The sequence below is a fragment of the Mumia sp. ZJ430 genome, from assembly GCF_011751845.1.
Taxonomy (GTDB): Bacteria; Actinomycetota; Actinomycetes; order Propionibacteriales; family Nocardioidaceae; genus Mumia.
Genome location: NZ_JAAHFK010000001.1, coordinates 254407 through 281123 on the forward strand (window position 1 = coordinate 254407; position 26717 = coordinate 281123).

Sequence of the window (26717 nt, forward strand, 5' to 3'; positions counted from 1 at the left end):
CCTACTTCCGGAGCTCGACCACGGTCTTGCCCAGGCGTACGGGCACCCCGAGGTCGACCGGGACAGGGGTGGTCACGCGTTGGCTGCCGAGATAGGTGCCGTTGGTGGACCCGAGATCCTCCACGTACCACTGCTCACCGTTGGTGGAGAAGCGGGCGTGACGGGTGGAGACATAGTCGTCGTCGAGCCGGATCGCCGCGTCGGTGCCGCGTCCGAGCAGGATGTCGGCGCCGGTCACCGGGACCAGCTGGCCGGCGTTGGGGCCGTCGGTGACGACGAGCGTCGACGGCATGCCGCGCTTGGGTTTGCGGCCCTTGGGTGCCTTGGGCACGCGCGCCTTCTGGCTGGCCTGCTTGGGGACGCGCGGCGACTCGACCTTGGCGCCGAAGATGTCCGAGCGGATCACCGAGACGGCGGAGAGCACGAACAGCCAGAGCACCGCGAGGAAGCCGAGCTTGATGAGGGTGAGGGTCAGCTCGGTCACCAGCGACCACCTTGAGGGCCGGCATGAGGAGGCGGGGGGGCCGGCGCGTGCCCGCCGTACGCACCGGGGCGGCCCTGGCCCGACGGTGGTGCGGCGTGCGAGCCGGGTCCTTGCGAACCGGACTGGGGACCGGCGGGCGAGCCGGCGGCCGGTGCGACCGGCCCTGTGGGACCGACCGGAGGGCCGGGTCGTGCGTGGGGGTTGCGGACGACGACGAGGGTGTTGCCGAGCTGGACCCGCGAGCCGTCGGAGAGCACCGCGTGCGTGACGCGGCGGCCGTCGACGACGATGCCGTTGGTCGAGCCGAGATCCTCGATCGCGACGCGGACGCTGTTGCCCTCAAGGAAGACCCGCACCTGCGCGTGCTGGCGGGAGACCCCGGGGTCGTTGATGCGCAGCTGGGCATCGGTGCCGCGGCCGATGATCACACCGGGCGGCTCGACGGGATGGCGTACGCCGTTGACCTCCAGCACCACCGGTGCCTTGGCGACGGCGGTGTCGGTCATCCGGACACCAGCGGCGGGGGTCACGGCGGCGGAGGCGCGCGAGCGGATGCGGAAGCGGCCCGTGGTCAGGTCGGGCTGGTGGACGAACTCGAGCTTGAGCGGGCCGGCGAGGGTGTAGTGCTGCTCGGCGACGTGCTCGTGGACCAGCTCGGACAGCTCGCCGGAGAGCGTGCCTCCGTACGGGGCGAGGCGCTCGAAGTCGGTCTGGGCAAGCTCGACCGTGAAGTCGTTGGGGACGAGCACGCGGTCGCGCGACAAGATCTGGGCCCCGTTGTCGAGCTCGCGCTGCAGGGCGGCGGCGATCTCGACCGGTTGGACCGCACTCTGAAAAACGCGCGCGAACGCACCGGAGACTGCGTCCTCGAGACGCTGCTCAAAGCGCTGGAGCACACCCATCGCTGCGACCTCCTCCTGTCCGCTCGTGCCGGGCGTCGTGACAGACACGCGTACTCTCTCGGAGAAGAGGACCGCGCGTCCACCCGATCGTATCGGGCCGGGGGAACATGCCGCGCTCCTCACACCGGACGCGCGTCGAGAGGCCACCCGTTTGACTGTCGTGCTGGGGGTGGCTGTTAGACTCACGACGCAATCGCGCGAGTGGCGGAATGGCAGACGCGCTGGCTTCAGGTGCCAGTGTCCGTAAGGACGTGGGGGTTCAAGTCCCCCCTCGCGCACAAGCGAAGGCTCCCGGTCAGATCTCCGACCGGGAGCCTTTTTCGTGGGGGTGCGCACGTGTGGCGGGCGTTCAGACTCCGGTGCCGGCGAAGACGTCGCGGCCCTTGCCGCCCTTGGCGAACCGGAGCCCGAGCTCGAGGCTGCCGACGCGCTTGAGCGTGGCGCCGTGCTTGGGGTTGGCGAGGATCATGTCGACGATCGGCGGCGCGGCCTCTTCGACGGGGTCGGCGAGGATGTTCATCGCCTTGCGGACCCGCGCGAAGCCTTCGGGACCGAGCTCGCGTGCCTCGCGGATCATGCCGTCGGTGACGACGACGCCGGGGCTCACCGACGCGATCTTGACCGGGCCGTCCGCCGTCTCGCGGACCAGCGCGTCGGTGAACGCCCGCAGGCCGCGCTTGGTCGACCCGTACACGGTCATGCCGGGGCGGATCTTGCCGTCGGAGCCGCCACCGAGGATGTTCACGAGCTGGCCGTGACCCTGGGCGGTCATGCCGCGGACGGCCACACGGCTGCCGAGGATCGTGCCGACCATGTTCGAGGTCACCATCTCGACGATCCACTCAGGGCGGAGGTCGACCACAGGGTGGACCGTACGGGCGACGCCGGCGTTGTTGATCCACAGGTCGACGGAGCCGAGCTCGCCGACGGCGGCGTCCCACAGGTGCTGCACCGAGGCGGGGTCGGAGACGTCGCAGACGAGCCCGATGACCCTCCCCGCGTCGGAGGACTGCTCCAGGCGCTTGGCGGCGTCGGAGACCGATTCTTCGCCGCGTCCGCTGACCACGACGTCGAAGCCGCGTGCTCGCAGCTCCTTTGCCAGGCCGAATCCGATGCCCCTGCTGCTGCCGGTGATCACCGCGGTCTTCATGCGAGGAACGTATATGATAGTGACGCCGTTCCGCTAGAGGGAATGCCCGACCACGTCGTCCCAGAGCTCGTCCACCGCGGCCGCGTCCGGCGTGGCCCCGGCGAGCTGGCCGACGAGCAGCCGCCCCGTCCGTACGAGGTGAGTCCGCATCGCCGCCTCCGCGGCCGGGCCGTCGTGCCGGGCGAGCGCCTCGACGATCGGCGCGTGCTCGATGCGGATCTCGTGCAGCGACCGCCCCGCGTGTGAGGTCGGCGGACCGAGGAGCGCTGTGGTCGCACGCAGGGAGGCGACGATCGCCGCGGCGCGGGCGTTGCCGGACCCGTGGAGGACCGCCTCGTGAAGCGCCTGGTCGGCCTCCCAGAACGCCGGCTCGTCGCCGCGCTGCTCGGCCTCGACCAGTGCCGCGTACGGGCCGGACAGGTCGACGCCGCGCTCGCCGCACCGCCGTGCCGCTGCGGGCTCGAGCGCGAGTCGTACGGCGAAGATCTCGGCGACGTCGCGCGCCTGCGGGAGCACCACGCGGAAGCCGCGGTTGCGGGCGATCTCGATCAGCCCTGCCTCGGAAAGCCGCACCATCGCCTCGCGTACGGGGCTGCGTGAGACGCCGAGCGCGTCGGCCAGCTGGTAGACGGAGTAGATCTCCCCCGGGACGTACTGCTGGTGTCGGATCCCGTCACGGACGTGCGCCACCACGGAGTCGGTCAACGAGGGCATGAGTAACATGTTACTCGTGACGGTGACTGACACGCGCGACACCACGGCCGCCCTGCGCCGCGCCGGCCTCGAGGTGCACGACGACGACGGCACGAAGGCGATGTACGCCTCCGACGCCTCGCTCTACCGGATCCCCCCGCTCGCGGTCGTCCGCCCGCGCGACGCCGCCGACGTGGCCGCGACGCTCGCGCTCGCTAAGGAGCACGGTGTCCCGCTGACCGCGCGGGGGGCCGGCACGTCCATCGCGGGCAACGCGATCGGGCGGGGCATCGTGCTCGACTTCAGCCGCCACATGAACCACGTCCTCGCCGTCGATCCTGCGGCGCGCACCGCCGTCGTCGAGCCGGGCACCGTCCACGCCGTCCTCCAGAAGGCGGTGCTGCCGCACGGGCTGCGCTTCGGCCCCGACCCGTCGACGCACCCGCGCTGCACCATCGGCGGCATGATCGGCAACAACGCGTGCGGCAACCGCGCGCTCGGCTACGGCCGGACGTCCGACAACGTCCGTGGCTCCACCCACCTGCTCGCGTCCGGCGAGACGCTCGTGACCGGGTACGACGCCGCGGGCGCCGCGTTCGCGACAGGCCCCGAGCCTCTCCTCGCCGACCTGCGGGCCGCCGCCGGTCGCTACCTCTCGACCGCGCGGACGGAGTTCGACCGGTTCGGCCGCCAGGTCAGCGGGTACGCCGTCCAGCACCTGCTGCCCGAGCGCTTCGACCTCACGCAGCTGCTCGTCGGGTCCGAGGGCACGCTCGGCATCCTCACCGAGGCGACGGTCCACCTCGTGACGGATCCCGCGCACCGTGTGCTCGTCGCAATCGGGTTCGCCGACATCGTCAAGGCGGGCGAGGCGGCACCGACAGTGAAGACGTACGGCCCGACCGCGTGCGAGGGCATGGACGTGCGTCTCGTCGACGTCCTGCGGTCGCGTCGCGGTGACGCGGCGATCCCCCCGCTGCCGCGCGGCGCTGCCTGGCTCTTCGTCGAGATCGCCGGCGACGACCGTACGGAGGTGTTCGACCGCGCACGCGCGCTCGTCGACGCGGACCTCGGGGTCGAGTCGCTGCTCGTCGAGGACCCGGTGACCGCCGCACGCCTGTGGCGGATCCGCGAGGACGGGGCGGGCCTCGCCGGCCGCGCGCCGTCGGGAAAGCCCGCGTGGCCCGGCTGGGAGGACGCGGCGGTCCCGCCGGAGATGCTTGGTTCCTACCTCGCGCGGTTCGAGGAGCTCGTCGCCGAGCACGGGCTGACGTCTGCCCCGTACGGGCACTTCGCCGACGGCTGCATGCACGTGCGGCTCGACTACCCGCTCGACGAGCCCGACGGCCTGCCGCGCCTGCGCCGATTCCTCACGGCGGCGGCGGGGCTCGTCTCGGAGTACGGCGGGTCGCTGTCCGGCGAGCACGGCGACGGCCGGGCCCGCAGCGAGCTGCTGCCCACCATGTACTCCGCCGACGCGATCGCGTTCTTCGGCGAGGTCAAGCACGCGTTCGACCCGGACAACCTGCTCAACCCCGGCGTGCTCGTCGATCCCGACCCATTCGACGCCGACGTGCGCGTCGCGGGCGTCGCGCCGTACCGCAAGCAGCTCGCCTTCGCGTACGAGGCCGACCACGGCGACCTTGCGCAGGCCGTGCACCGCTGCACCGGCGTCGGCAAGTGCCGCGCGGACAACTCGGCGGCGGGCGGCGTGATGTGCCCGTCCTACCTCGCGACCCGTGAGGAGAAGGACAGCACGCGTGGCCGGGCGCGGGTGCTCCAGGACGTCGTACGGGGTGCGCTCGACTGGCGTGCGCCCGAGGTCGCGGACTCGCTCGACCTCTGCCTGGCCTGCAAGGGCTGCGGGTCGGACTGCCCGACCGGCATCGACATGGCGACGTACAAGGCAGAGGCGCTGCACCAGAAGTTCCGGCGGCGCCTGCGCCCACGTTCGCACTACACCCTCGGACGCCTGCCGCTGTGGAGCCGCCTGGCAGGGCGGATGCCGCGCGTGGCCAACCTGATGATGCGCCTTCCGGGGATCCGGCACCTGGCCCTGTTCGTCGCCGGTGTCGACGGGCGTCGGTCGATCCCGGTGTTCGCGAGGACGCCCTTCCGGCGCTGGTGGTCGGCCGAGGTGGCGGAGGAGACGACCGATCGCCGCCCGGTGGTCCTTTTCGTCGACAGCTTCTCCAACTCCTTCTCCCCCGAGGTCGCGCAGGCGACCGTACGACTGCTGCGCGAGGCGGGCTTCGAGCCGACGCTGCCGTCGTCGCAGCTGTGCTGCGGCCTGACCTGGATCACCACGGGCCAGCTCGACGCGGCCCGCCGCATCCTCGGACGTACGGTCGGCGAGCTCGCGGAGTCCGTCCGTGCTGGGGTGCCGGTCGTCGGGATCGAGCCGTCCTGCACCGCGGTGCTGCGCAGCGACGCCGTCGAGCTCCTCGACAACGAGGACGCGCGCGTGGTCGCCGGTGCGACGAAGACCGTCGCCGAGCTGCTCGCGACCGCCGAGGACTGGACGCCGCCGGACCTGACGGGCACGACTGTCGTCGCCCAGCCGCACTGCCACCACCACGCCGTGCTCGGCTGGGAGGCCGACCGGGCGCTGCTCGCGCGGACCGGCGCGACCGTCACGACGCTCGCTGGGTGCTGCGGGCTCGCCGGCAACTTCGGGGTCGAGCGGGGCCACTACGAGGTGTCGGTCGCGGTCGCCGAGCAGAACCTGCTGCCCGCCTTGGACGCCGCGCCCGACGCCGTCGTGCTGGCCGACGGGTTCTCGTGCCGGACCCAGGTCGCGGACCTGCGCGAACGTCCGGCCGTGCACCTGGCGGAGCTCCTGACGAGGGACTGAGAGCCGGTACGGCCAGGACGTCGTACGACTCCCCCGTCAGTCGCCGAGGGTCGCGAGTCCGGCGACCACGACGTCGAGGAGTGCGTCGAAGCTCGCATCGAGGTCGTCGGGCAGGCGGAAGCCGAGGTCGAGCTCGAGGACGACGAAGCCGTGCATGGCCGAGCGGAAGATGCGCACGGCGTCCACGAGGCGGTCGTCGGACACCCCGGCACCGCGGACCACCGCTGCGAGGACGGCGACGGCGTCGGCGCCCGCCGCCGCCAGCGAGGCGTCGTCCGGGTCGTCGGGATCGGCGGCGACCTGGGTCGCCGCATAGCGCCCGGGGTGCGCGCGGGCGTAGTCGCGCATCGCGTGCCCGAGCGCCCGGATCGCCTCCGGCCCCGAGCGGCCCACGGTCGCGCGGCTCGTCGTCCGGACGAGCTCTTCGACCGCCCGTACGGCGATGTCCCGGCGCAGGGCAGCCAGCGACGCGACGTGCTTGTAGAGGCTGGGCGTCGAGACCCCGGACGCCGAGGCGACCGCTGCGAGGGTGAGGTCGGCGAAGCCCGTACGACCGCCGAGATCGACCACGTCGAACCCTACGGCGACCACCCGCTCGCGGTTGAGTCCCGCCCTAGGCATCGGCGTCGTCCTCGCGGGTCGTGGCTGCAAGGAACGGGAGGAGGACGGCGAGCACCTCGTCGCGCGCCTGGAGGTGCGGATAGTGACCGACCTGCTCGAGCACGATGCCGTCGGCACCGAGCGTCTCGCGGGCGAAGGCGAGCTCGGCGCGCGCGTCGGAGAAGTCCGGGTCGGTGTCGCCGAAGACGGCCAGGACCGGCGTACGGACGTCGGTGAGGCGGGCCTCGACCTCGCGGTGGTCGAGGGCGACGGTGAGGCGGCGGAACGCCCGCAGGCGAGCCGGGTCGCCGAAGGTGCGGCGCAGCAGGGCGATGCGCGCGTCGAGCCCGGGTGTGGGACGACCCTTGCTGAGCATCGAGCGGACGTACCAGGCCCACACGGCGCCACCCCACGGGCGGGCGAAGAGGATCCGGTAGACGCCGCGCATCACGGCGCCCATCGCCGGCGACATCGGCTCGCGCAGGAAACCGGCGAGCAGGACCACGCCGCTCACGAGGTCGGGGCGGTCCGCGGCGGCGATGACGGCGGCGGACCCGCCCATCGAGCTGCCGACGAGCACGGCGGGGCCGGCGTCGAGGTGCTCCACGAGAGCGACCAGGTCCGCCGCCGTCACGGAGTCGCCGTACGCCCGGAAGTCGGTGTCGGAGTCGCCGTGGCCGCGCAGGTCGGTGACCACGACGCGGTAGCCGGCGCCGGCGACGAGGGGTGCGAGCGTGTCATACGTCGCGCGGAGGTCGCCCATGCCGGGGACGAGCACGACGACCGGGCCCTCGCCCGTGTCGGTGTAGGCGACGCGGCCGTCGGGGCGCGTCAGCTGCTGGACGTCGGATGCGTGGCTCATGTCCATCACTATACGGCTAATGCTATTAACTTTGCAAGGCGTGCCCACCCCTGTCGTACGGTGTCGCCGTGACCCCTGCGCCCGACCCCCAGGCGACGTTCGACGCGCTGTCCCGTGTCCTCGCGCCGACGCCGTGGCAGGTGACCCGACGCGACAGCGGAGTCGTCGACGTTCAGAGGGACCTCGCCGATGCCCGGTGGCACGGGGCCCTCGCCAAGGCGGGGCTGAAGAAGGACATCCGGCACGAGCTGCGCTTCACGCCTGACAGGGGGACGTACGTGATCACCGACGTCGCGACGACCGTCCGGTGGTCGGCGGGGATCAGCGGTGCGCCGCACGCGAGCTGGCGCAAGGACGTGCACCGCGGCCGGCAGCTCGGTCGTACGCGCTCGACCGAGGACGTCCGCTCCGTGATCACGGCGATCGCCAGGGAGCACGGCTGGCGCGAGAGGCTGCCAGTGTCGGCCTGGGTCGGGATCGTCGTCGGTGGCGTGGCGCTGGTCGCCGGCCCCGTCGTCGCCGTCCTCGCTCTGGTGCTCGGGCTGTGAACGACATGGCGTACGTCTTCTCCGACGACCCCGCGCGCCTCGACCGCGCCCGCATCCACGGCTGGCTCAGCGAGGAGGCCTACTGGGCGCTCGGTCGTCCCCGCGAGGTGCAGGACGCGGCGATCGATGGGTCGCTCAACTTCGGTGTCTACGACGCCGACGGCACGCAGGTCGCGTACGCCCGCGTGGTCACCGACGGCGCGACGTTCGCCTGGCTGTGCGACGTGTTCGTCGCGCCGTCCGTACGAGGCCGGGGCGTCGGGGTGATGCTCGTGGACGGCGTGGTCGCCGCGCTCGACGCGCTGCACCTGCGCCGCACGATGCTCGCGACCGCCGACGCCCACGGGCTGTACGAGAGGTACGGGTTCGCGGTCGTCGACGATCCACGGAGGTGGATGGTGCGGCCCGGCTCGTGAGCCGGGCCGCGTCCAGCGGGTCTCAGTCGACCCAGGTCGCGCCCTCCTGGAAGAGGAGCTCGCCCTCCTCCACGCTCAGCGAGTCGTCCGGCCACTCGTCGGGGTCGCTCGGCAGCAGGCCGTCGTTGGCGACGGCGAGCGCGACGTGCGCGACCGGCTCGATGCCGCTGGTCTCGGCGAGACGGCTCCAGCCGCCGAGCCCGTGGCTGTGCGCGAGCGCGTAGAGCGCCTCACCGACACCGGTGACCGGCCCTTCGATCTCGCCGTCGGACAGCCGCTGCGCGACCGCGCCGGCCGCGATGACCGCACGTGGGTCGGTCACGCGGTAGTCCATGCGCTGCAGCACCGTGACGCCCGTGACGTCCTGGTCGTCGATCGGTGCGCCGTCGTGCGCGGCGTGGTCGTGGTCGTGGCCGTCGTCGCCACCCTCGTCCTCCTCGATGATCGCGAAGGGCGGGAACGTGCCGCTGTAGTCGTACTGCGCCTCGTCGTACGCCTCCAGCGCGTCGGCGAGCGCCTGCTTGGCGGCGTCGATCGTCGCGACGTCGATGTCCGAACCGGCTGCCGCAACCACGACGGCGTGGGTGCGGAGCGCGGAGCTCAGGGCGTCGGCGGCGCGGACGAAGGAGTCTTTCGCCTCGTCGGACCAGCGGTCGGGCTCGGTGTTCTCGGGGTGCTCGTCGGTCATGGGACGAGCGTAGGCCCCACGACACAGTCGCCGCGACGAGCCGGAGGAGCGAACGCCTTCAGTCGGTGTCGCGGACGCGCCCGCGGCCGGACTTCGTCTCCGACCGGCGTCGCTTCGCCTCGACCCGGCGACGCTGCGAGCCGCGGGTCGGCTTGGTGGCGACACGGCTTCGGGGCGGTGGCGCGAGCGCCGTACGGAGCCGTTCGGCGAGACGTTCTCGGGCGGCGACACGGTTGCGCAGCTGCGAGCGGTGCTCGGACGCCGTCACGCTCAGGCGGGTGCTCCCGAGCGCGGCGACGACCCGGTCGCGCTGCTGCGGGGTCAGCACCTCGGACGCGGCGACGTCGAAGACGATCTCGACCCGGCTATCGGTCGTGTTCACCGACTGCCCGCCCGGCCCTGGTGAGCGCGAGAACCGCTCCTCCAGCTCACTCTCCGGCACCACGAGACCGCCCGGGACCCCTGGGCCGGGCGGCACAACGAGCGGACCTGTCGCCTTCGGTGTCACGACGCCCGCTTGGCCCACTCGATCATCGGGCAGGTGTCCATCACCATCGCGACGCCGGCGGCACGGGTCCGCGTGAACGCGTCCTCGTCGATCACGCCGAGCTGGAACCACACGCCCTTCGCGCCGATCGCGACCGCCTCGTCGGCGAACGGACCGGCGGCCTCCGAGCGGCGGAACACGTCGACGACGTCGATCGGGAACGGCACGTCGGACAGCGTCGCGTACCCCTGCTCGCCGAGGACGACCGGCGCGGCGGGGTGGATCGGGACGATCCGCTTGCCGCGAGCCTGGAGGGTCTCGGCGATCCGGTAGGCGGTGCGTGTGGGGTCGCCCGAGAGCCCGACGACGGCCCACGTCTGGAGGTCGTCCAGCATCAGCGAGACCGCGTCCGGGTCGTACCAGTCGGTGCTCATGGTGTCGACGGTAGCGCTGTGGAGCCCGGGGGCGCCCATGTCGGTGCGGACGTGTAGAACCGACGGGTGACCCCCCGTACGCGACGTCTCGCCCTGTCCCTCGCTGCCGCTTCGCTGCTCGCCGTCTCGGCCTGCGGTCCCGTCGAGGGCGAGCAGCCCGCTCAGGCCGCGGCTGAGACCACAGCGCCGGCGGCAACCTCAGCGCCGGCGGCCGTCGCAGACCAGGTCGCCAAGGCCCGCGCGATGCTCGACGGGCTGAAGGTCTCGGGGCGGGCCCCCAAGACGGGCTACGACCGGGTCGGCCAGTACGGCCAGGCGTGGGCCGACGTGACCCGCAGCGGGTGCGGCACCCGCGACAACATCCTGGTCCGCGACATGCGCGACGTCGAGAAGCGCAACAAGTGCGTGGTCGTCGCCGGCACCCTCGCTGACCCCTACACCAGCTCCACGATCGCGTTCCGCAAGGCCGATGCCTCCGCGGTGCAGATCGACCACGTGGTTCCGCTGTCGCTGAGCTGGCAGCTCGGCGCGCAGCAGTGGCCGGTCGGCAAGCGCGTGACGTTCGCGAACGACCCGCTCAACCTGCTCGCGGTCGACGGTCCGACCAACTCGAGCAAGTCCGACTCTGGGCCCGACGGGTGGCTGCCGCCGAACAAGGCGTACCGCTGCACCTACGTCATCCGGTTCACCCGCATCGCCCACGCCTACGCGCTGCGGGTGACAGCCCCGATGAAGACGGCGATCGCTGGCATCCTCGACGGGTGCACGCGCGTCGACGGCACCCCAGCCGACCTCGCGCCGCTGCCGAAGTCGACGTGGTCGTACGCGGCGGGCTTCGCGAAGGGCTCCAAGCCCACCGCGAGTGCGCCGGCCGACGGGGCGACGGCCGCTCCCGCGGGCAAGACGTGCCCGGCCAAGGCTCCGATCAAGGGCAACGTCCCCGACGACGGGGGCGACCGGATCTTCCACGAGCCGGGCACCCGCTCGTACGCGGTCACAGTGCCCGAGGCGTGCTTCGTGTCGGTCGCTCAGGCCGAGGCAGCGGGGTTCCGGGCTCCGCGCTGACCCGCCTCACCCGTCCTGCGCCGCGACCTCGGCGTCGCTGCGCAGGATGCAGAACTCGTTGCCCTCGGGGTCGGCGAGCGTGATCCAACCCGTCCCGTCGGGTCGACGGAAGTCCCCGAGCTGGGTCGCGCCCAGCGCAAGCAGACGCTCGACCTCGTCGTCCCGTGAACGGTCGGTGGGGCGCAGGTCGAGGTGGAGGCGGTTCTTCACCGTCTTGTCGTCGGGGACCTCGATGAACAGCACGGGACCTGCGGCACCCGCGCTCCCGTCGGTGGGCGGGACGATCATGCACTCCTCGTGGCCGGGCTCGTTCGGGTCACCCGGGACGTCGGTGTATCCGACGAGGACCTGCTTCCACCACTGCGACTGGGCGTAGGCGTCGTGCGAGTCGATGGTCGTGTGCGAGATGCGGCAGCTCATGGCCAGACCGTAGCGGGGGCCGTCGGTCTCGCCGAACGGATTCTCAGGCTTCCGTGGGCCGCCGCTGCTCGAGCGCGTCGAGGATGAGGTCGAGCCCGTACGCGTACTCGTCGCCGAACGCGTAGCCGGGCTTCATCACGTGCTCCACTGCGATCTCGGTGAGATAAGGGAGCTCGACGGGTGCGGCTCCCTCGAGCATGCTGCCGGCGACCTCGGCGGCGCCCTGCGAGTCGCTGAACGGCAGGTTCACCTCCTGCACCACCTGGCCGAAGAGCTGGGCGTCGATCAGGGCGAACGCGTGAGCCGCGAGGCGGACGGAGAATCCCGCCTGCCGCAGGCAGGCGAGCACCGCCTCGTGGTGGCGCAGCGTCGCCGGGCTGGGTGCCGTGCGCGACTCGACGAACCCGATCGCCCAGGGGTGACGCAGGAGCACCTCGCGAGCGGACATGCACCGCCGCCGGATCTGCGTACGCCAGTCTTTGCCGGCGACCGGCAGCGCGATCTCTGCGAAGACGAGGTCGACCATCCCGTCGAGCAGGTCTTCCTTGTTGGCCACGTGGTGGTAGAGCGACATCGCCTCGACGCCGAGGTTGCGAGCGAGCGCGCGCATGGTGAGCGAGGTGGCTCCGGAGCCGTCCGCGAGGGAGACCGCCGTACGGAGCACCAGCTCGCGGGTCAGCGGCGGGCGACGGGCCATGGCTCCTCCTGCAACGGGTCTTGCGCGACCTTACGACGTAAGGCTACCGTCGAGGCATCCCCTTACACCGTAAGGTTGTGGTTCAGATGAAAGCGATCGTCCGAGATCGGTACGGAGATGCCGACTGCCTCGAGCTTCGTGACGTCCGCGAGCCTGTGCCTGGCAAAGGCGAGGTCGTGCTCGACGTCCATGCGGCGGGGCTCGATCGAGGGGCGTGGCACGTCATGACCGGCCGTCCGTTGATCGGACGCGTCGCGATGGGCGTGCGCCGCCCGCGATGGCCGATCGGCATGGAGGTCGCGGGGGTCGTCCGCGAGGTCGGTGAGGGCGTCACGCAGCTCGCGGTCGGCGACGCGGTCCTCGGTGCGGGCACGGCCACGTACGCCGAGCGGGCGCGCGCCAAGGCGAAGCACCTCGTGCCCAAGCCCGACGCGCTCTCGTACGTCCAGGCCGCGGCGCTGCCCGTCTCTGCGGTCACGGCGCTCCATGCCGTGCGCGACGCCGGCCGCGTGCGCTCGGGCGACCGTGTCCTCGTGATCGGCGCGTCCGGCGGCGTCGGGACGTACGCGGTCCAGATCGCGCGTGCGTTCGGCGCCGAGGTCGCCGGCGTCTGTCGTACGGAGAAGGTCGACGGGGTGCGTGCGCTCGGCGCGGACCCGGTCGTCGACTACACACACGACGACCTCGCCGACCACGCGGGCCGCTATGACGTCGTCCTCGACATCGGCGGCCTGCGTCCGATCTCCGACCTGAGGCGCCTGCTGACGCCCCGCGGCACCCTGGTCATCACCGGGGGCGAGGGTGGTGGCCGCATGCTCGGCGGGATCCACCGCCAGCTGGTCGCGCGCGCTCAGTCGCTGTTCTCCCGCCAGCGGCTCACCTCGTTCCTGTCGATCACGAAGGCAGACGATCTCGCCACGGTTGCGGACCTGGCGGCGCGCGGCGAGATCCGACCGGTGATCGACGCGGCGGTCCCGCTGGACGCGATGCCGGACGCGATGCGCCGGTTGGTGGACGGCGAGGTCCTCGGCAAGATCGTCATCGCGGTTCGCGAGGACTGAGCCTCACTCCCAAGCTGCCCGCCAGAACGCCTCGAAGACGGCTGTCGGCTCGGGAGAGGACCACATCTGGTTGGTGAGCAGCACGGCGACGACGTCCTTGACAGGGTCGACCCACAGCGTCGAACCCATGCCTCCGTCCCATCCGTACGATCCGGCGCTGCGCCCGTCGGGCTGGTCGCCGGTCTTGACGCCGAACCCGAGCCCCCAGTCAGAGAGGCCGTCGGTGTCGATCTGCCCGACACGCGGCCGGGTCGCCTCCGCGAGGACCTCGCGCGAGAGCACCCGCGTGCCGTCCTCGGCGACGCCGCCCGCGCGGAGCATGCGGCCGAACGCCGCGAGGTCCTCGACGGTCGAGACCAGGCCGTCGCCGCCGTTGGGGAACGCAGGCGGTCGGGACCACTGCCCCTCGGCCGGGTCGTACGGCATGAGGGCACCGCCGTCCGGCGGCAGCCAGTGCGGGCCGAGACGATCGGCCTGCTCCGGTCGTACGCCGAAGCCGGTGCCCGTCATCGCGAGCGGAGCGAGCACCCGCTCGGCGAGGACCTCCGGCAGCGGTGCGCCCGCGGCTCGGGCGACGAGGACGCCGAGGACCTCGGAGCCCGAGTGATAGAGCCAGCGCTCACCCGGTTGGTACGACAGCGGGACCGCGCCGACCGTACGCATCCAGTCGTCGGGTGCGGGATTGGTCTGCGGCGCGGGCGGTCCGGCCTGGAGGCCCGCAGCGCCGAGCGCCGAGAGCACGGGGCCCGGGAACGGGCCGGAGAAGTCGAGGCCGATGCCGAGCCGAAGCTCCAGCACGTCGGCGACCGTGATCGGACGTGCCGCAGGAACGGTGTCGTCGAGAGGCCCGGCAGGATCGCGCAGCACGCGGCGGTCGCCGAGCTCGGGCAGCCACCTCTCGACGGGAGCGTCGAGGGTGAGCGTGCCGTCGTCGAGGAGCGACAGCGCGGCTGCCGCGACGACCGGCTTCGTCACCGACGAGATGCGGAAGGGGGTGTCGGGTCGGACGGGCGTGGCGTCCTCGGGCCCGTACGTCCCCTGGGCGCCGACGGCGACCCCGTCTCCGCGGGCGACCCACCACGCGAGGCCCGGTGGATCCACCCGCTCGATGTGCGGGGCGACGGCTTCGGTGACGCGGGCCTGCAGGTCCATGGGCTCTCCCTCTCGAGTGGTCCCTGGATCGACCGGTCAGAGGCGCCGAACTCATCGGACCTACCGCACAGGGGCGGGAACGACGAAGGGCGGGTCGTCGATGATCGACGGCCCGCCCTCCCCAGGTCTGGAGCTAGGGGGTGTGGCTCCAGATCCCGATCTTGTTGTTCTCGAAGCTCGAGAACACGAGATCGCTGTTGCCGTCGCGGTCGAGGTCGGCGATCTTCGCGCCGCCGGCCTGACCCCATCCTTCGGACTCCGGCAGCACGTGCTGCGCGAAGACGCCAGGGGCGGTCTGCTCGATCCAGTAGAGGCGGAAGGCGCCGTCGCCGGAGACCGCGAGGTCGGTGTCGCCGTCACCGTCGACATCACCGAAGCCGGTCTTGCCCGGCGCGGCCTGGCCCGGTCGTGCGTTGGCTGTGAACTCGGCACCCGGATCCACGCTCGAGGCGAGCGGCGCGACGGTCCACGGGGTGCGCGGGTCTGCGCCCGGGGTGAGGAGGAAGACGTCGGGCTTGGCGCGCAGGAACACCGGCGGGCCGGGGTTGCCGGTCGTCGTGTTGGTGTGGTTGACGCCGACCCAGCGGTCGACGCCGTCGCCGAAGAGGTTCTCAGCCCGGTGGATGCTGAACGACGGGCCCTGTCCGCGGCTGATCTCGTGCATGACGAAGTCGGAGTCCGTGACGCCGTCCGTGGCGGAGCCGACGCGCTCGAACCAGACGAACGAGGCCTCGCCGGTCGGCGGGCCGGCGACGACGGGGCTCACGCCGAAGTACTGCGCGGAAGCGACGTCGAGGTCGCCGTCACCGTCGACGTCGGTCACGATCGGGCTGCTGCCACCGCGATCGGCGAGTGCGACGGCGGGGTCGAACCCACCCTTGCCGTCGCCCTTGAAGAACTGCAGCTCGACGATGTCGTCGGTGGTGCTCGAGGGGTTGAAGCCCTGCTCGCCGACGGTGACGATGTCCTTGCGGCCGTCGCCGTCGAAGTCGACGAACTCGAGATCGTGGTAGGCGAACGGGCTGTCGGTGACGATGTCGTGACGGTCCCAGTCGCGCAGCCCGGCGAGGCACTCCTTGAGCTGGGCGAGCGTGCGCGAGTTCAGCGGGCACTTGGCGAGGGCGAGGACCTCGCGAACGCTGCGCGGGGTGTCGCGGTTCTCCCACCAGGTGACCGAGCCGCGGTTGAACCCCATGCCGGAGTCCCAGAAGTAGCCGGCAGGCTGGATGATGTCGAGGTCGCCGTCGCGATCGACGTCGGCGAGGGTCGGCTCGCTGGGGAAGATGATGCCGTCCGACGGCTCGATGACCGAGCGGGTCGCCCAGGTGTCGACGCCACCGCCGCGCTTGCGCCCGTCGTTCTCGTACAGCGTGACGCTGCCCGGCTCGGGGAGCGCGGCCGACCCCTGCATCGTGAGCTTGCCGTAGCTGGTCGAGACCACCTCGGGGCGGGAGTCGCCGATGAGGTCGCCGACGGAGGTGAATGCGGGGCCGACCGCGTCCTCGGCGATGACGGTGCGAATGAAGTCAGGCGTGTCTGCGGACGCTGGTCCGCCGGTCATGGACGCCGCCGCGACGGCTGCGGCGAGTGCCAGCGCAGTCGTGGTCGTACGAGCGGGGGTACGCATGGGTACTGCTCCTCGAGCATGTGCGTTCACAGATTCGGAACGGCGTTTCGATATGTGGCTGAACTGTGGCACAGAACAGGCCGGGAGTCGAGGGTCTTGCGGTACTGGCCGTTCGGCTCCTTCAACTCTCCTCCAAGTTTCTCCAAACCTTGGAGTTGGGAGTAAGGTTTGCTCCAAGATTTGGAGAAACTTGGAGGAGAGTTGAAGGTCCCGGCCCCACCCCCTGATGTCGACGCCGTGCTCGAGGCTGCAGGCCAACAGGGCCGCAGGCTCAACATCTTTCAGGCAAGCCTCCAGTTGCGAGCGATGTCAGGCGACTATCTACCTTGGGACAAGCTGCGATACAAGCAGCCGCCCGATGACCTCACGCACGAGGAATGGTGGGCGGCGACTCGCCTGGCAAGGACCATGGTCGAGCGACCGGTCGATCGCCTCGTCGATGTCGAGGGCCGTCCCTTCACGTTCACGCTTCCCGACGCTGTGCTGCGGTCGATCGAGAACGTCAACCGTGCGGCGAGCGGGCACATCGCGGTCAGTGAGCAGGTCACGAACGCGTCCACTCGCGACCGCTATCTGGTGAGCAGTCTCATCGAGGAGGCGATCACGTCGAGTCAGCTCGAGGGCGCAGCAACCAGCAGACAAGTGGCCAAGGAGATGATCCGAAGCGGGCGACCTCCGGCGGACCGCGGCGAGCGGATGATCCTCAACAACTACCGTGCCATGCGGCAGATCATCGGGCTCCAGCACGAAGAACTCTCGCCTGAGCTGGTCTGTGAGCTGCACCGCATCGTGACCGAAGGGGCACTCGACAACCCGGCTGCCGCGGGCGTTCTCCGGAGCGACGACAGTGAACGCGTCGCGGTCTGGGGTGACGGCGACCAGCTCCTCCATCGGCCGCCGCCGGTCGACGAACTGCCGGAACGCCTGCGGAGAGTGTGTGCGTTCGCCAACGGTGACGGCGCCCCTGGCTACGTACCGCCGGTGCTCCGTGCGATCACTGTCCACTTCATGATGGGGTACGACCACTACTTCGAGGACGGCAACGGCCGTACCGCACGAGCGCTGTTCTACTGGACGATGCTCCGCGAAGGTTTCTGGCTCACGGAGTTCGTGCCAATCTCGCGCATTCTCAAGCAGGCGCCGGCCCAGTACGCGCGGTCGTTCCTCCTGACCGAGCAGGATCGTGGCGATCTCACCCACTTCTTTCTCTCCCAGCTTGACGTGCTCGAGAGAGCGATCAAGGACCTTCACGAATACCTTGCACGCAAGGCGTCAGAGGTCCGCGATCTGCAACGGTCGATGCGGGCACGCCCAGGGGTGTACAACCACCGGCAGCTCGCGCTACTCGAGAATGCGGTGAAGGACCCGGGCGCGGAGTACTCGGTGCGTTCGCACTCGCTCAGCCACAACACCTCGGGAGAGACTGCGCGCCACGACCTGCGGGCACTCGAAAACGCGGGCCTCCTCGTACGGTCGCGACGAGGCAAGCAGTACGTGTGGGTGCCGGTCAGTGACCTCGTCGATCGCCTCGAGGGGTGAGGAACGCTCTTACGCGTCCCAAGACTTCGCGACCAGGGTCAGGACGTCGTATGTGGCAACCGGCGCGCCCTCGCCGTTCGCCACGACGGCGTCCCACCGGACCTCGCCGTAGTCGGCGGTCGCCCGCGGCGTGATCTGCTTGACGGTCAGCGTGACGGCGATGTCGTCCCCGGCCTTGACCGGCGTGAGGAACCGCAAGTTGTCGACGCCGAAGTTCGCGAGGACCGGCCCCGGGTCCGGGTCGACGAAGAGGCCCGCCGCGAGCGAGACCACAAGATAGCCGTGCGCGACGATGCCGCCGAACAGCGGGTTCGCCGCGGCCGCCACCTCGTCCGTGTGTGCGTAGAACGTGTCTCCCGTGAGGTCGGAGAAGCGGTCGATGTCCTCGCGCGAGACCGTACGAGACTCCGAGGCGATCGTGTCGCCGACCCGCAGGTCCGCGAGGCTCTTGCGGAACGGGTGGGTGCCGTCGTCACGGCGTGCGCCGCCGGTCGTCCACCGGCCCGTGATCGCGGTGAGCATGTCCGGCGAGGCCTGGAGCGCGGTGCGCTGCATGTGGTGCAGCACGGCTCGGATCCCACCGAGCTCCTCGCCGCCGCCGGCTCGGCCGGGTCCGCCGTGGACGAGGACGGGCAGCGGCGACCCGTGGCCGGTGGACTCGCCGGCGTCGTCGCGGTCGAGGACGAGCAGACGTCCGTGCCAGGGGGCGAGGCCAAGCGTCAGCGTACGAGCGACGTCCGGGTCGTGCGTGACGATCGACCCGACCAGGCTCCCGCGACCTCTGGCAGCGAGTGCGACCGCGTCGTCGAGCGTCTCGTACGAGATCACCGTGCTCACGGGTCCGAACGGCTCGACGTCGTGCGGTTCGGTCGCCCCCGGGCGGGCCTGCAGCAGCACCGGGCCCAAGAACGCGCCACGCTCCACCTCGGCGCCGACCACCTCGACCTGGTCCGGGTCGCCGAACACCACGTCGGCCGTGCTGCGCAGCGCCTCGACCGCCTTGCGGACCTCGTCGCGCTGGGCGAGGCTCGCGAGCGGCCCCATCCGGACCTCGGGATCCGTAGGGTCGCCGACCGTCACCTTCGCGAGCCGGTCGCGCAGGGCTCCGACCACCGTGTCGGCCATGCCGGCGGGGACGAGCACGCGCCGGATCGCGGTGCACTTCTGTCCCGCCTTGGCCGTCATCTCGGTGACGACGCCCTTCACGAAGAGGTCGAGCTCGGGATCGTCCGCTGTGACGTCCGGACCGAGGATCGAGCAGTTCAACGAGTCGGCCTCGACGGTGAGCCGGACGCCGCCGGTCGCGATCGACGGGTGGTCGCGCAGCACGTTGGCGGTGTGGGCCGAGCCGGTGAAGGCGACCGAGTCCTGCGGACCCAGCTCGTACAGGAGCGTGCCGGCGCTCCCGCTCACCAGCTGCAGCGCCCCCTCGGGCAGGAGGCCGGACTCGATGATCTGGCGGACGAGCGCCTCTGCCACGTACGCGGTCGGGCTGGCCGGCTTCACGATGGTCGGGAGCCCGGCGAGGAAGGCGGGCGCGAGCTTCTCGAGCATCCCCCAGACCGGGAAGTTGAAGGCGTTGATCTGCACGGCGACGCCGGGCCGCGAGGTGAAGACGTGCTGGCCGACGAACGTGCCGCCCTTGCCGAGCGGCTCGGGCGGTCCGTCGAGGACGACCGTGTCGTTGGGCAGCTCGCGCGTGGCCTTGCTCGCGTACGAGAAGAGCGTGCCGATGCCGCCGTCGACGTCGATCATCGCGTCGCGTCGCGTGGCGCCGGCGCGCGCAGACAGGTCGTACAGGCGGTCCTTCTCGGCGCCGAGATGCTTCGCGAGCGCTTTGAGGAGGCCGCCGCGCTCGTGGAACGTCAGGCCGCGGACCGCAGGACCGCCGACCTCACGGGCGTACGCGACCATCGCGGCGACGTCGAGGCCGGTGCTCGAGACGCGCGCGACCTCCTCGCCCGTGGCGGCGTCGAGGAGCGGCGTGCCCTCGTCGGGCGCGGCATACCAGCGTCCGGCGACATAGCTCTGCAGCAGTGCGCTCATGGGTCCCCCGGGTGTCGTTGCACGCATACGGTGACCCGTGTCACAGTATTACAGAACGATCGGTCAGTAAATCCCGGGAGGCACCATGACTCTCACCGAGCCCGAGCTCCTCGCCGGCTTCGAGGAGACAGTCGCGCGCCACGACCGGATCGAGCCGCGCGACTGGATGCCGGAGCGCTACCGCAAGACGCTCGTCCGTCAGATCGCGCAGCACGCCCACTCCGAGATCATCGGCATGCAGCCCGAGGGCGCATGGATCACCCGGGCGCCGTCGCTTCGCCGAAAGGCGATCCTGCTGGCGAAGGTGCAGGACGAGGCGGGGCACGGGCTCTACCTCTACTCCGCCTGCGAGACCCTCGGCGTCTCCCGCCAGGAGCTGACCGAGCTGCTGCTGGCCGGCAAGCAGAAGTACTCGTCGATCTTCAACTACCCCACCCCGTCGTACGCCGATGTCGGCACGATCGGCTGGCTCGTCGACGGCGCCGCGATCTGCAACCAGGTGCCGCTGTGCCGCACCTCGTACGGACCGTACGGACGCGCGATGATCCGCATCTGCAAAGAGGAGTCGTTCCATCAGCGGCAGGGGTACGAGCTGCTGATGACGATGATGACCGGGAGCGACGAGCAGCGGGCGATGGTCCAGGAGTCCGTCGACCGGTTCTGGTGGCCGTCGCTGATGATGTTCGGCCCGCCGGACACGCAGTCGCCGAACACGGCCCAGTCGATGGCGTGGGGCATCAAGCGCGACACCAACGACGACCTGCGGCAGAAGTTCGTCGACATGACTGTGCCGCAGGCGCAGGTCCTCGGCGTGACGCTGCCCGACCCCGAGCTGGCGTGGAACGAGGAGCGCGGGCACTACGACTTCGGCGAGCCCGACTGGGACGAGCTCACCGCGGTGATCAGCGGCGACGGGCCTTGCAACGCCGAGCGGATTGCGCACCGCCGCCGTGCGCACGAGGAGGGTGCGTGGGTGCGCGAGGCCGCGATGGCCTTCGCGGAGCGGAGCCCGTCGTCGGTTGAGCCGCCGTCGTCGGTTGAGCCTGTCGAAACCCCAGAGGCTCCGCGATGAACACCGTCCGAGCCGAGTGGCCGCTCTACGAGGTGTTCATCCGCGGCAAGCGCGGGCTCAACCACGTGCACGTCGGCTCGCTGCACGCTCCGGACGACGAGATGGCGCTGCGACACGCGCGTGACGTCTACACCCGGCGCAACGAGGGCGTGAGCATCTGGGTCGTCCGCTCCGACGCGATCACGGCGTCGAGCCCCGACGAGAAGGACCCGCTCTTCGCGCCCAGCGGCGACAAGGTCTATCGGCACCCGACCTTCTACGAGATCCCCGACGATGTCCCGCATATGTGAGGAGGGGTGATGGTCTCGACAGGCTCGACCGGCGGAGCGGGCGGCTCGACCGGCGGAGTGGGCGGCTCGACCGGCGACGTGGGCGGCTCGACCGGCGACGTGCATGACAACCCGTACGAGGGCCTGTACGGGGGCGATGCCACGCACTGGGCTTTCGGGACGGCCTTCGAGGATCCGCTCGCGACGCTCGGCGACACGACGGTCCCCGACGGGGTCGACCCGCACGACCTCGCGTCGTACGCCGTCATGCTCGCCGACGACGCACTCGTGATGTCCCACCGGCTCGCACAGTGGTGCAGCAACGCGCCGGACCTCGAGGAGGACGTCGCGCTCGCCAACGTGGCGCTCGACCTGCTCGGTCAGGCGCGGCTCCTCTACACGCGAGCCGGCACTGCCGATCCTGAGGGCGTGCCCGTGCTCGCCGAGGGGTCACGGGCGGCCGCGGAGGACGCCTTCGCCTCCTTCCGCGACGTCGGCGACTTCCACAATGTCGCGCTGGTCGAGGTGGAGAACGGCGACTTCGCCGACGCCGTCGTCCGTATCCTGCTGTTCGCGACGTGGCGCCTTGCGCTGATGGAGCGGCTGCGTGACAGCACCGACCCGGTGCTCGCGGCGATCGCGGCGAAGGCGGTAAAGGAGCTGACCTACCACCGTGACTACGCCGGTCGGTGGGTCGTCGTGCTGGCGGGCGGCACCGACGAGTCGCGGCGCCGCGTCCTCGCCGCCCGCGACGCGCTCTGGCCCCTACGCGCGGAGCTCGGCGCGACGCACCCGGTCGAGGCGCGGATGGCGGAGTCCGGCGCCGGAGTCGATCCGGCGACGGTCGACGACGAGGTCGACGACGTGCTCGCGCAGGTGTGGGAGGCGGGGGGTCTCGACAGGCTCGACCGGCGGAGTGTGGGTCTCGACAGGCTCGACCGGCGGAGTGTGGGTCTCGACAGGCTCGACCGGCGGACGGGGCGCCACGGTGTGCACACCGAGGACCTCGCAAAGATGCTCGCCGAGATGCAGAGCGTCGCCCGCGCACATCCGACGGGGAGGTGGTGACCATGGCGACGAGGGTGGCAGCGTACGAGGTCGCGGCGCGCGTGACCGATCCCGAGATGCCGATGCTCACGCTCGAGGACCTCGGCGTGCTGCGCGGGGTCGACGTCGACGACGGCACAGTCGTCGTGACGATCACGCCCACCTACTCGGGCTGCCCCGCGATGACGGCGATGCGCGACGACCTCGTCCGTACGCTTCGCGCCGAAGGGTTCGCCGACGTCCGGGTCGACGTCGCGCTGGCTCCTGCGTGGTCGAGCGACTGGATCAGTCCGCACGGCCGGCGGGCGCTCGCCGCGCACGGCTTGTCGGCTCCCGGCCCCGCGCCGGACCATGAGGGGCCCATCGCGCTGACCCTGACGGCCACACGGCGCGACGTCCCGTGCCCGCGGTGCGGCTCGCGCGCGACGGCGATCACGTCGGAGTTCGGCCCGACCCCGTGCACTGCGCTCTACCGGTGCACGGCGTGCCTCGAGCCGTTCGAGCACGTCAAGGAGATCTGATGACGCTCGCCTCGCCGGAGCCTCGCACGCGCAGGTCGGCGCCGTTTCACGCGCTCACCGTGACCGCGGTCGAGCCGCTCACCGACGACGCGGTCGCGGTGACCTTCGACGTGCCCGAGGCGCTGCGCGAGGAGTACGCGTTCCGCGCGGGCCAGTCCGTGACCCTGCGGCGGGTGCTCGACGGCGAGGAGCACCGACGGTCGTACTCGATCTGCGCCCCCGTCGGCGCGCCCCTGCGCATCGGGGTGCGGACGATCCCCGACGGGTTGTTCTCGTGGTGGCTCGCGCGAGACGTGACCCCCGGGACGCGCGTCGAGGTGCAGCCGCCGACCGGGAGCTTCCGGGCGGACCCCGACGAGGGCGGCCGTCACCTCTGCATCGCCGCCGGCTCCGGGATCACGCCGATGCTCTCGATCGCGAGCACCGTGCTCGCCCACCCCTCGGCGCAGGTCACGCTCCTGTACGGCAACCGGACCACCGCGAGCACGATGTTCGCCGAGGAGCTCGCCGACCTCAAGAACCGCTACGGCCCGCGCTTCGACCTTGTGCACGTGCTGTCGCGGGAGCCGCGCGACGTCCCGTTGTTCTCCGGTCGCATGGACGCCGATCGGCTCCGCCGGCTGCTCACGCTGCTCGTCCCGGTCGGCGACCTCGACCACGTGTGGCTGTGCGGTCCGTTCGGGATGCTCGCTGATGCCCGCGCCGTCCTCGCCGAGGTCGGCGTCCCGGGCGAGCGCGTCCACGTCGAGCTGTTCTACGTCGACGAGCCGCCGCCCGAGGTCCGGCACCTCGACCCCGCGCTCGAGGGCGTGACGAGCGACGTCACCGTCGTCCTCGACGGTCGCAGCACGACGACGCCGATGCTGCGCGACCGTACGGTGCTCGACTCCGCGCAGCGCACGCGCGCCGACCTCCCGTTCGCGTGCAAGGGCGGTGTCTGTGGGACGTGCCGCGCACGCGTGTGCGACGGCGAGGTGGACCTGCGGCGCAACTACGCGCTGAGCGAGGACGAGCTCGCGAGGGGGTTCGTGCTGACCTGTCAGTCGTACCCGCTCAGCGAGCGGCTCACCGTGGACTACGACGCATGACCGGGGACGGCGCCGCCGCGATGTGGGCGGCCGACGCGGCGAGCAGGGCGCTCGGCATGGAGTGCGAGCACGTCGCGCGCGGCGAGGCCCGGGTCTCGATGGTGGTGCGCGACGACATGGTGAATGGGCACGGCCTGTGCCACGGCGGGCTCGTCGCGGCGCTCGCCGACAGCACGTTCGCCCTCGCGTGCAACGGGTACGGGGAGGTGACCGTCGCCGCGGGCTTCGACATCACGTTCCTCGCGCCTGCCCACCTCGGGGACACCCTCGTCGCGGAGGCGGTGGAGCGTGCACGCAGCGGCCGGTCGGGACTGTACGACGTGACCGTACGCCGCCGTCCCGACGAGGCGACGATCGCGGAGTTCCGGGGTCGCAGCCGTGGCGTCGGTCCGGTCAGCTCTTCCTGATCGCCAGCCCGTCGAAGGCCAGTGCCGTGACGGCGTCGGCGAGCAGCGCGGTGTCGGCGGGGCCGCCCGGGCGGTACCACTCGATCAGCGAGTTGACCATGCCGAAGAGCAGCCGGCTGATCAGGTCGGGGTCGATGTCGTCGCGCAGCGCGCCCTCTGCGACCGCGTCCTGGACCAGCCCGCTCAGCCGCTCGTCGATCGCGCGCCGCCGGGCAAGGGCCTGCTGCTCGACCTCGCTGTTGCCGTGGACCCGCAGCAGGAGCGTCACCGACGGCAGGTGAGCGACGAGCACCTCGACACTCTGGCGCACCGCCGTCCGCAGACGGTCGTACGCACTCACTCCCGGTCGTTCCTGCACCGCCCCGGCGATCACGGCGTCCAGCCCGTCGAGCGCCTCGTCCAGCGCGCGCGCGAGGAGGTGCTCCTTGCTCGGGACGTGGTGGTAGATCGCGGACTTCGTCAGGCCCAGCTCGCGTGCCAGGTCACCCACGCTGGTCGCGTCATAACCCTGGCGGTTGAAGAGTGCGACCGCGCGCCGCAGCACCGTCTCCTGGTCGTACCCGGGGCGGCCTCGCCGCGCGGTGCCTCCCGTCGAGCCGGTCGCCATGCCCACAGGCTCTCACAGCGGACGAGACGGAGGTCACGACTCGGCGCAACCCCTGGGGCGCGAGACCGGAGCGCACTACTGTCGGTGGCGACATGGACGACAGCGAGACGACGCCCCGACGTGCGCGGCGAAGGTGGATCCCCGCCGTCGCCGCGGTCGTGCTCGCCTGCCTGGCGGTCGTGGTCGTGCTCCTCGTACGGGGGCCCCTCGCCGATGCGGACGACGACAAGGCGGGTGTCGCCTCCCCGGCGACGAAGGAGCCGATGGCGTCGTACGCGTCGCCATGCGTGAGCATTCCTCGGTTGCGCTCGATCACCGACCTGCAGAGCATCGTCGACACCACGCGTGGCGGCGCCGCGCTCCAGGGCGCCGATGTCGGTGCCGACCTGACGCTGCAGGACGGACGGCGCATCTGGGTCATGGGCGACACGCTGCGCGCGGCCGACTTCGACGGCCAGCGCTTCGTCCGCAACTCGATGCTGCTGATCTCCGACGGCTGCGCGCAGACGGTGCTTCCGGAGGACAACGGCGCGCTCATCCCCGACCGCGCCGACGGGGTCGGCTACTGGCCGATGTCGATCGGACGAGTGCACCGCAACGGGGTCGACGTGGTCGGCGTCGGCGTGCAGCGCGTACGGGGCACCGGCGGCGCGTCGAGCACCGACTTCGAGAACCTCGGCCCTGCGATCGCGGTGTTCCACGTGGAGCCCGGCGGTGTGCCCCAGCTCGTCGAGGTGAAGGACATCGGGCGCGACGACCCGAGCCGCAAGCGGCCGACGTGGGGTGCCGCGGTTGCGATCAAGGGCGAGTGGGTCTATCTGTACGGCACCGCCAACCCCGAGGTCGACGGCGTCTTCGGCTACTCGCTGCGGGTCGCCCGGGTCCACATCGACCACCTGCGCGACCATTCCCGGTGGCGTTACTGGGACGGCACCGAGTGGAGCAAGAATGCCGCAGAGGCGGTCGAGCTGATCCCCGCTCAGGGAGGGGTCTCGCAGACGTTGAGCGTCTTTGAGCAGGACGGGTCCTGGTACGCCGTGAGCAAGCAGGATGAGTTCCTCGGCCAGGACCTGGTGATCTGGAAGGCGCCCGCGCCCTCAGGTCCGTTCACGCGCGCGTCCACGGTCGCCCGGATCCCGTCCAACGCCGTCACGGGCCAGCTCCGCTACATGCCGCTCGCCCACCCTGCGATCCTCCCTGTGCCGGGGACGGTGATCGTCTCGTACAGCCGCAACAACACCGATCTCGGCAAGGTCGAGGCCAACCCGTTCCTCTACCGCCCCGCGTTCATCCGCGTGCGTTTGCCCTAGCGCTGCCCCTCGCACCTGCGCGCCGCGTCCCCGCGTGTCTCGCTCACCACGGTCGTTGGGCCCCCTAGTGTGCGGATCAAGGCGAACCAGGGGGAAGCCATGACCGATCTTGCCGGGACCATCACCGCAGCCACGAAGTCGGCGTGGTGGATCGTCGTCATCCGAGGCGTCGTCGCGATCGCCTTCGGCATCCTCGCGCTGGTCTATCCGGAGTCCACCGCGAAGGCGATCGTCATCGTCTTCGGCATCTGGGCGCTCGCCGACGGCGTCATGGCGCTCGTCAGCATCTTCACCGGGGGCGGACGCGCGTGGGGATGGCTGCTCCTCGAGGGCGTGCTCGGCATCGCGGCTGGCATCATCGCGTTCCGTGACCCGGCGATCACGGTGTTCGCGCTCGTCCTGGTCATCGCGTTCTGGTCGCTGATGATCGGCGTGCTCGAGATCTCCGGCGCCCTCCAGCTGCGTCAGGTCCCCGGCAGCGGTTGGGGATGGCTCCTCGCGGCGGGCATCGCCTCACTGCTCTTCGGCATCCTCCTCATCGCCAACCCCGACATCGGCGCGGCGACGTTGCTCGTGCTGATCGGCATCTACGCGCTGGTGATCGGCGTCTTCTGGCTGATCGGCGCGTTCATGTTCCGCAAGGAGGTCAAGCAGCTCGCCTGAGCGGGCCC

29 protein-coding genes and 1 tRNA gene are annotated in these 26717 nt (G+C 71.3%); 15 read left to right on the forward strand and 15 right to left on the reverse strand.

What is annotated here, in order from left to right; genetic code table 11:
- Position 1 precedes the first annotated feature (1 nt).
- Complete coding sequence (locus tag HCT63_RS01255; protein WP_167000782.1) at positions 2-484, reverse strand: FHA domain-containing protein; 483 nt, start codon at positions 482-484, stop codon at positions 2-4.
- Positions 481-1434, reverse strand: coding sequence for a DUF3662 and FHA domain-containing protein (locus HCT63_RS01260; RefSeq protein WP_167000784.1), 954 nt, complete (start codon positions 1432-1434; stop codon positions 481-483). The genes HCT63_RS01255 and HCT63_RS01260 overlap by 4 nt, the downstream gene beginning before the upstream one ends.
- Positions 1435-1581: 147 nt before the next feature.
- On the opposite strand from HCT63_RS01260, the gene HCT63_RS01265 reads away from it, so the two are divergent.
- Positions 1582-1664 (forward strand) — tRNA-Leu (locus HCT63_RS01265).
- Positions 1665-1735: 71 nt separating this feature from the next.
- On the opposite strand, the gene HCT63_RS01270 is transcribed toward HCT63_RS01265, so the two are convergent.
- Both HCT63_RS01270 and HCT63_RS01275 read right to left on the reverse strand, forming a co-directional pair.
- A complete protein-coding gene (locus HCT63_RS01270; RefSeq protein ID WP_167000786.1) occupies positions 1736-2536 on the reverse strand; it encodes an SDR family oxidoreductase in 801 nt (266 codons plus the stop codon).
- Positions 2537-2569: 33 nt separating this feature from the next.
- The gene (locus HCT63_RS01275; RefSeq protein ID WP_208322213.1) at positions 2570-3250 is read right to left on the reverse strand and encodes a GntR family transcriptional regulator; all 681 of its coding nucleotides are present in this window, start codon (positions 3248-3250) and stop codon (positions 2570-2572) included.
- A 7-nt stretch (positions 3251-3257) separates the two neighbouring features.
- On the opposite strand from HCT63_RS01275, the gene HCT63_RS01280 reads away from it, so the two are divergent.
- Positions 3258-6083: an FAD-binding and (Fe-S)-binding domain-containing protein gene (locus tag HCT63_RS01280; RefSeq protein WP_208322291.1), complete on the forward strand. Its 2826-nt coding sequence runs from the start codon at positions 3258-3260 to the stop codon at positions 6081-6083.
- Between the two features lie 36 nt (positions 6084-6119).
- Here the strand turns inward: HCT63_RS01280 and HCT63_RS01285 are convergent, their stop codons facing one another.
- Both HCT63_RS01285 and HCT63_RS01290 read right to left on the reverse strand, forming a co-directional pair.
- Positions 6120-6704, reverse strand: a complete 585-nt coding sequence (locus HCT63_RS01285; RefSeq protein WP_167000792.1) for a TetR-like C-terminal domain-containing protein — start codon at positions 6702-6704, stop codon at positions 6120-6122.
- Positions 6697-7545 carry an alpha/beta hydrolase gene (locus HCT63_RS01290; protein ID WP_208322214.1) on the reverse strand — a complete coding sequence of 283 codons (849 nt, stop codon included), beginning with the start codon at positions 7543-7545 and terminating at the stop codon, positions 6697-6699. Before HCT63_RS01290 ends, HCT63_RS01285 begins: the two co-directional genes overlap by 8 nt.
- A gap of 68 nt (positions 7546-7613) precedes the next feature.
- Here HCT63_RS01290 and HCT63_RS01295 point away from each other — a divergent pair, with 68 nt between their 5' ends.
- The gene (locus HCT63_RS01295; protein ID WP_167000796.1) at positions 7614-8093 is read left to right on the forward strand and encodes a hypothetical protein; all 480 of its coding nucleotides are present in this window, start codon (positions 7614-7616) and stop codon (positions 8091-8093) included.
- 5 nt (positions 8094-8098) lie between these two features.
- Positions 8099-8509: a GNAT family N-acetyltransferase gene (locus HCT63_RS01300; protein ID WP_167002195.1), complete on the forward strand. Its 411-nt coding sequence runs from the start codon at positions 8099-8101 to the stop codon at positions 8507-8509.
- A gap of 22 nt (positions 8510-8531) precedes the next feature.
- On the opposite strand, the gene HCT63_RS01305 is transcribed toward HCT63_RS01300, so the two are convergent.
- Genes HCT63_RS01305 through HCT63_RS01315 form a run of 3 tightly spaced genes read right to left on the reverse strand, consistent with a single transcriptional unit; the run spans position 8532 to position 10118 of the window.
- Positions 8532-9197 (reverse strand): hypothetical protein, encoded by a 666-nt coding sequence (locus tag HCT63_RS01305; protein WP_167000798.1) that lies wholly within the window; start codon positions 9195-9197, stop codon positions 8532-8534.
- A gap of 58 nt (positions 9198-9255) precedes the next feature.
- Complete coding sequence (arfB, locus tag HCT63_RS01310) at positions 9256-9675, reverse strand: alternative ribosome rescue aminoacyl-tRNA hydrolase ArfB (RefSeq protein WP_208322292.1); 420 nt, start codon at positions 9673-9675, stop codon at positions 9256-9258.
- A gap of 26 nt (positions 9676-9701) precedes the next feature.
- Entirely contained in the window at positions 9702-10118 is a 417-nt protein-coding gene (locus HCT63_RS01315; protein ID WP_167000802.1) for a CoA-binding protein, read from the reverse strand.
- Positions 10119-10184: 66 nt separating this feature from the next.
- Between HCT63_RS01315 and HCT63_RS01320 the strand changes: the two genes are divergently transcribed.
- Positions 10185-11183: an HNH endonuclease family protein gene (locus HCT63_RS01320; RefSeq protein WP_243842839.1), complete on the forward strand. Its 999-nt coding sequence runs from the start codon at positions 10185-10187 to the stop codon at positions 11181-11183.
- Between the two features lie 6 nt (positions 11184-11189).
- Here HCT63_RS01320 and HCT63_RS01325 read toward each other — a convergent pair whose 3' ends face one another.
- Both HCT63_RS01325 and HCT63_RS01330 read right to left on the reverse strand, forming a co-directional pair.
- Positions 11190-11603, reverse strand: coding sequence for a VOC family protein (locus tag HCT63_RS01325; protein WP_167000806.1), 414 nt, complete (start codon positions 11601-11603; stop codon positions 11190-11192).
- 43 nt (positions 11604-11646) lie between these two features.
- The gene (locus HCT63_RS01330; protein WP_167000807.1) at positions 11647-12300 is read right to left on the reverse strand and encodes a TetR/AcrR family transcriptional regulator C-terminal domain-containing protein; all 654 of its coding nucleotides are present in this window, start codon (positions 12298-12300) and stop codon (positions 11647-11649) included.
- A gap of 86 nt (positions 12301-12386) precedes the next feature.
- Between HCT63_RS01330 and HCT63_RS01335 the strand changes: the two genes are divergently transcribed.
- Positions 12387-13361, forward strand: a complete 975-nt coding sequence (locus HCT63_RS01335) for an NAD(P)-dependent alcohol dehydrogenase (protein WP_167000808.1) — start codon at positions 12387-12389, stop codon at positions 13359-13361.
- Positions 13362-13364: 3 nt separating this feature from the next.
- Here HCT63_RS01335 and HCT63_RS01340 read toward each other — a convergent pair whose 3' ends face one another.
- A complete protein-coding gene (locus HCT63_RS01340; protein ID WP_167000809.1) occupies positions 13365-14513 on the reverse strand; it encodes a serine hydrolase domain-containing protein in 1149 nt (382 codons plus the stop codon).
- A 133-nt stretch (positions 14514-14646) separates the two neighbouring features.
- Positions 14647-16140, reverse strand: coding sequence for an FG-GAP-like repeat-containing protein (locus HCT63_RS01345; protein WP_167000810.1), 1494 nt, complete (start codon positions 16138-16140; stop codon positions 14647-14649).
- Between the two features lie 408 nt (positions 16141-16548).
- Between HCT63_RS01345 and HCT63_RS01350 the strand changes: the two genes are divergently transcribed.
- Positions 16549-17679, forward strand: a complete 1131-nt coding sequence (locus HCT63_RS01350) for a Fic family protein (protein WP_208322215.1) — start codon at positions 16549-16551, stop codon at positions 17677-17679.
- A 9-nt stretch (positions 17680-17688) separates the two neighbouring features.
- On the opposite strand, the gene paaZ is transcribed toward HCT63_RS01350, so the two are convergent.
- Complete coding sequence (gene paaZ, locus HCT63_RS01355; protein ID WP_167000812.1) at positions 17689-19725, reverse strand: phenylacetic acid degradation bifunctional protein PaaZ; 2037 nt, start codon at positions 19723-19725, stop codon at positions 17689-17691.
- 85 nt (positions 19726-19810) lie between these two features.
- Between paaZ and paaA the strand changes: the two genes are divergently transcribed.
- From paaA to paaI, 6 genes are read left to right on the forward strand one after another with little or no spacing between them, the layout of a single operon-like run.
- A complete protein-coding gene (gene paaA, locus HCT63_RS01360; RefSeq protein ID WP_167000813.1) occupies positions 19811-20797 on the forward strand; it encodes a 1,2-phenylacetyl-CoA epoxidase subunit PaaA in 987 nt (328 codons plus the stop codon).
- Positions 20794-21087, forward strand: coding sequence for a 1,2-phenylacetyl-CoA epoxidase subunit PaaB (gene paaB / locus HCT63_RS01365; protein ID WP_167000814.1), 294 nt, complete (start codon positions 20794-20796; stop codon positions 21085-21087). Before paaA ends, paaB begins: the two co-directional genes overlap by 4 nt.
- A 9-nt stretch (positions 21088-21096) precedes the next feature.
- A complete protein-coding gene (gene paaC / locus HCT63_RS01370; RefSeq protein WP_167000815.1) occupies positions 21097-22134 on the forward strand; it encodes a 1,2-phenylacetyl-CoA epoxidase subunit PaaC in 1038 nt (345 codons plus the stop codon).
- Positions 22135-22136: 2 nt separating this feature from the next.
- Positions 22137-22634, forward strand: a complete 498-nt coding sequence (gene paaD / locus HCT63_RS01375) for a 1,2-phenylacetyl-CoA epoxidase subunit PaaD (RefSeq protein ID WP_167000817.1) — start codon at positions 22137-22139, stop codon at positions 22632-22634.
- Positions 22634-23722, forward strand: coding sequence for a 1,2-phenylacetyl-CoA epoxidase subunit PaaE (gene paaE / locus HCT63_RS01380; protein WP_167000819.1), 1089 nt, complete (start codon positions 22634-22636; stop codon positions 23720-23722). The genes paaD and paaE overlap by 1 nt, the downstream gene beginning before the upstream one ends.
- Positions 23719-24129, forward strand: a complete 411-nt coding sequence (gene paaI / locus HCT63_RS01385; RefSeq protein ID WP_167000821.1) for a hydroxyphenylacetyl-CoA thioesterase PaaI — start codon at positions 23719-23721, stop codon at positions 24127-24129. Before paaE ends, paaI begins: the two co-directional genes overlap by 4 nt.
- Here the strand turns inward: paaI and HCT63_RS01390 are convergent.
- Positions 24116-24736 carry a TetR/AcrR family transcriptional regulator gene (locus HCT63_RS01390; protein ID WP_167000822.1) on the reverse strand — a complete coding sequence of 207 codons (621 nt, stop codon included), beginning with the start codon at positions 24734-24736 and terminating at the stop codon, positions 24116-24118. The genes paaI and HCT63_RS01390 overlap by 14 nt on opposite strands.
- Positions 24737-24828: 92 nt before the next feature.
- Between HCT63_RS01390 and HCT63_RS01395 the strand changes: the two genes are divergently transcribed.
- Together HCT63_RS01395 and HCT63_RS01400 are read left to right on the forward strand one after the other, a co-directional pair.
- Positions 24829-26046 (forward strand): DUF4185 domain-containing protein, encoded by a 1218-nt coding sequence (locus HCT63_RS01395; protein ID WP_167000824.1) that lies wholly within the window; start codon positions 24829-24831, stop codon positions 26044-26046.
- 99 nt (positions 26047-26145) lie between these two features.
- Positions 26146-26709: an HdeD family acid-resistance protein gene (locus HCT63_RS01400; RefSeq protein ID WP_167000826.1), complete on the forward strand. Its 564-nt coding sequence runs from the start codon at positions 26146-26148 to the stop codon at positions 26707-26709.
- Positions 26710-26717 lie beyond the last annotated feature (8 nt).

Bases quoted from the DNA above. Each gene is read 5' to 3' on its own strand.
- HCT63_RS01330 (WP_167000807.1), bottom strand. From the start codon at position 12,300: ATGGCCCGTCGCCCGCCGCTGACCCGCGAGCTGGTGCTCCGTACGGCG.
- paaZ (WP_167000812.1), bottom strand. From the start codon at position 19,725: ATGAGCGCACTGCTGCAGAGCTATGTCGCCGGACGCTGGTATGCCGCG.
- paaC (WP_167000815.1), top strand. From the start codon at position 21,097: ATGGTCTCGACAGGCTCGACCGGCGGAGCGGGCGGCTCGACCGGCGGA.
- HCT63_RS01345 (WP_167000810.1), bottom strand. From the start codon at position 16,140: ATGCGTACCCCCGCTCGTACGACCACGACTGCGCTGGCACTCGCCGCA.
- HCT63_RS01315 (WP_167000802.1), bottom strand. From the start codon at position 10,118: ATGAGCACCGACTGGTACGACCCGGACGCGGTCTCGCTGATGCTGGAC.
- HCT63_RS01280 (WP_208322291.1), top strand. From the start codon at position 3,258: ATGTTACTCGTGACGGTGACTGACACGCGCGACACCACGGCCGCCCTG.
- HCT63_RS01350 (WP_208322215.1), top strand. From the start codon at position 16,549: ATGGTCGAGCGACCGGTCGATCGCCTCGTCGATGTCGAGGGCCGTCCC.
- HCT63_RS01400 (WP_167000826.1), top strand. From the start codon at position 26,146: ATGACCGATCTTGCCGGGACCATCACCGCAGCCACGAAGTCGGCGTGG.
- HCT63_RS01270 (WP_167000786.1), bottom strand. From the start codon at position 2,536: ATGAAGACCGCGGTGATCACCGGCAGCAGCAGGGGCATCGGATTCGGC.
- HCT63_RS01305 (WP_167000798.1), bottom strand. From the start codon at position 9,197: ATGACCGACGAGCACCCCGAGAACACCGAGCCCGACCGCTGGTCCGAC.
- HCT63_RS01290 (WP_208322214.1), bottom strand. From the start codon at position 7,545: ATGAGCCACGCATCCGACGTCCAGCAGCTGACGCGCCCCGACGGCCGC.
- HCT63_RS01340 (WP_167000809.1), bottom strand. From the start codon at position 14,513: ATGGACCTGCAGGCCCGCGTCACCGAAGCCGTCGCCCCGCACATCGAG.
- HCT63_RS01390 (WP_167000822.1), bottom strand. From the start codon at position 24,736: ATGGCGACCGGCTCGACGGGAGGCACCGCGCGGCGAGGCCGCCCCGGG.
- HCT63_RS01300 (WP_167002195.1), top strand. From the start codon at position 8,099: ATGGCGTACGTCTTCTCCGACGACCCCGCGCGCCTCGACCGCGCCCGC.
- HCT63_RS01395 (WP_167000824.1), top strand. From the start codon at position 24,829: ATGGACGACAGCGAGACGACGCCCCGACGTGCGCGGCGAAGGTGGATC.
- paaB (WP_167000814.1), top strand. From the start codon at position 20,794: ATGAACACCGTCCGAGCCGAGTGGCCGCTCTACGAGGTGTTCATCCGC.
- paaE (WP_167000819.1), top strand. From the start codon at position 22,634: ATGACGCTCGCCTCGCCGGAGCCTCGCACGCGCAGGTCGGCGCCGTTT.
- HCT63_RS01275 (WP_208322213.1), bottom strand. From the start codon at position 3,250: ATGCCCTCGTTGACCGACTCCGTGGTGGCGCACGTCCGTGACGGGATC.
- paaI (WP_167000821.1), top strand. From the start codon at position 23,719: ATGACCGGGGACGGCGCCGCCGCGATGTGGGCGGCCGACGCGGCGAGC.
- paaA (WP_167000813.1), top strand. From the start codon at position 19,811: ATGACTCTCACCGAGCCCGAGCTCCTCGCCGGCTTCGAGGAGACAGTC.
- paaD (WP_167000817.1), top strand. From the start codon at position 22,137: ATGGCGACGAGGGTGGCAGCGTACGAGGTCGCGGCGCGCGTGACCGAT.
- HCT63_RS01325 (WP_167000806.1), bottom strand. From the start codon at position 11,603: ATGAGCTGCCGCATCTCGCACACGACCATCGACTCGCACGACGCCTAC.
- HCT63_RS01285 (WP_167000792.1), bottom strand. From the start codon at position 6,704: ATGCCTAGGGCGGGACTCAACCGCGAGCGGGTGGTCGCCGTAGGGTTC.
- HCT63_RS01335 (WP_167000808.1), top strand. From the start codon at position 12,387: ATGAAAGCGATCGTCCGAGATCGGTACGGAGATGCCGACTGCCTCGAG.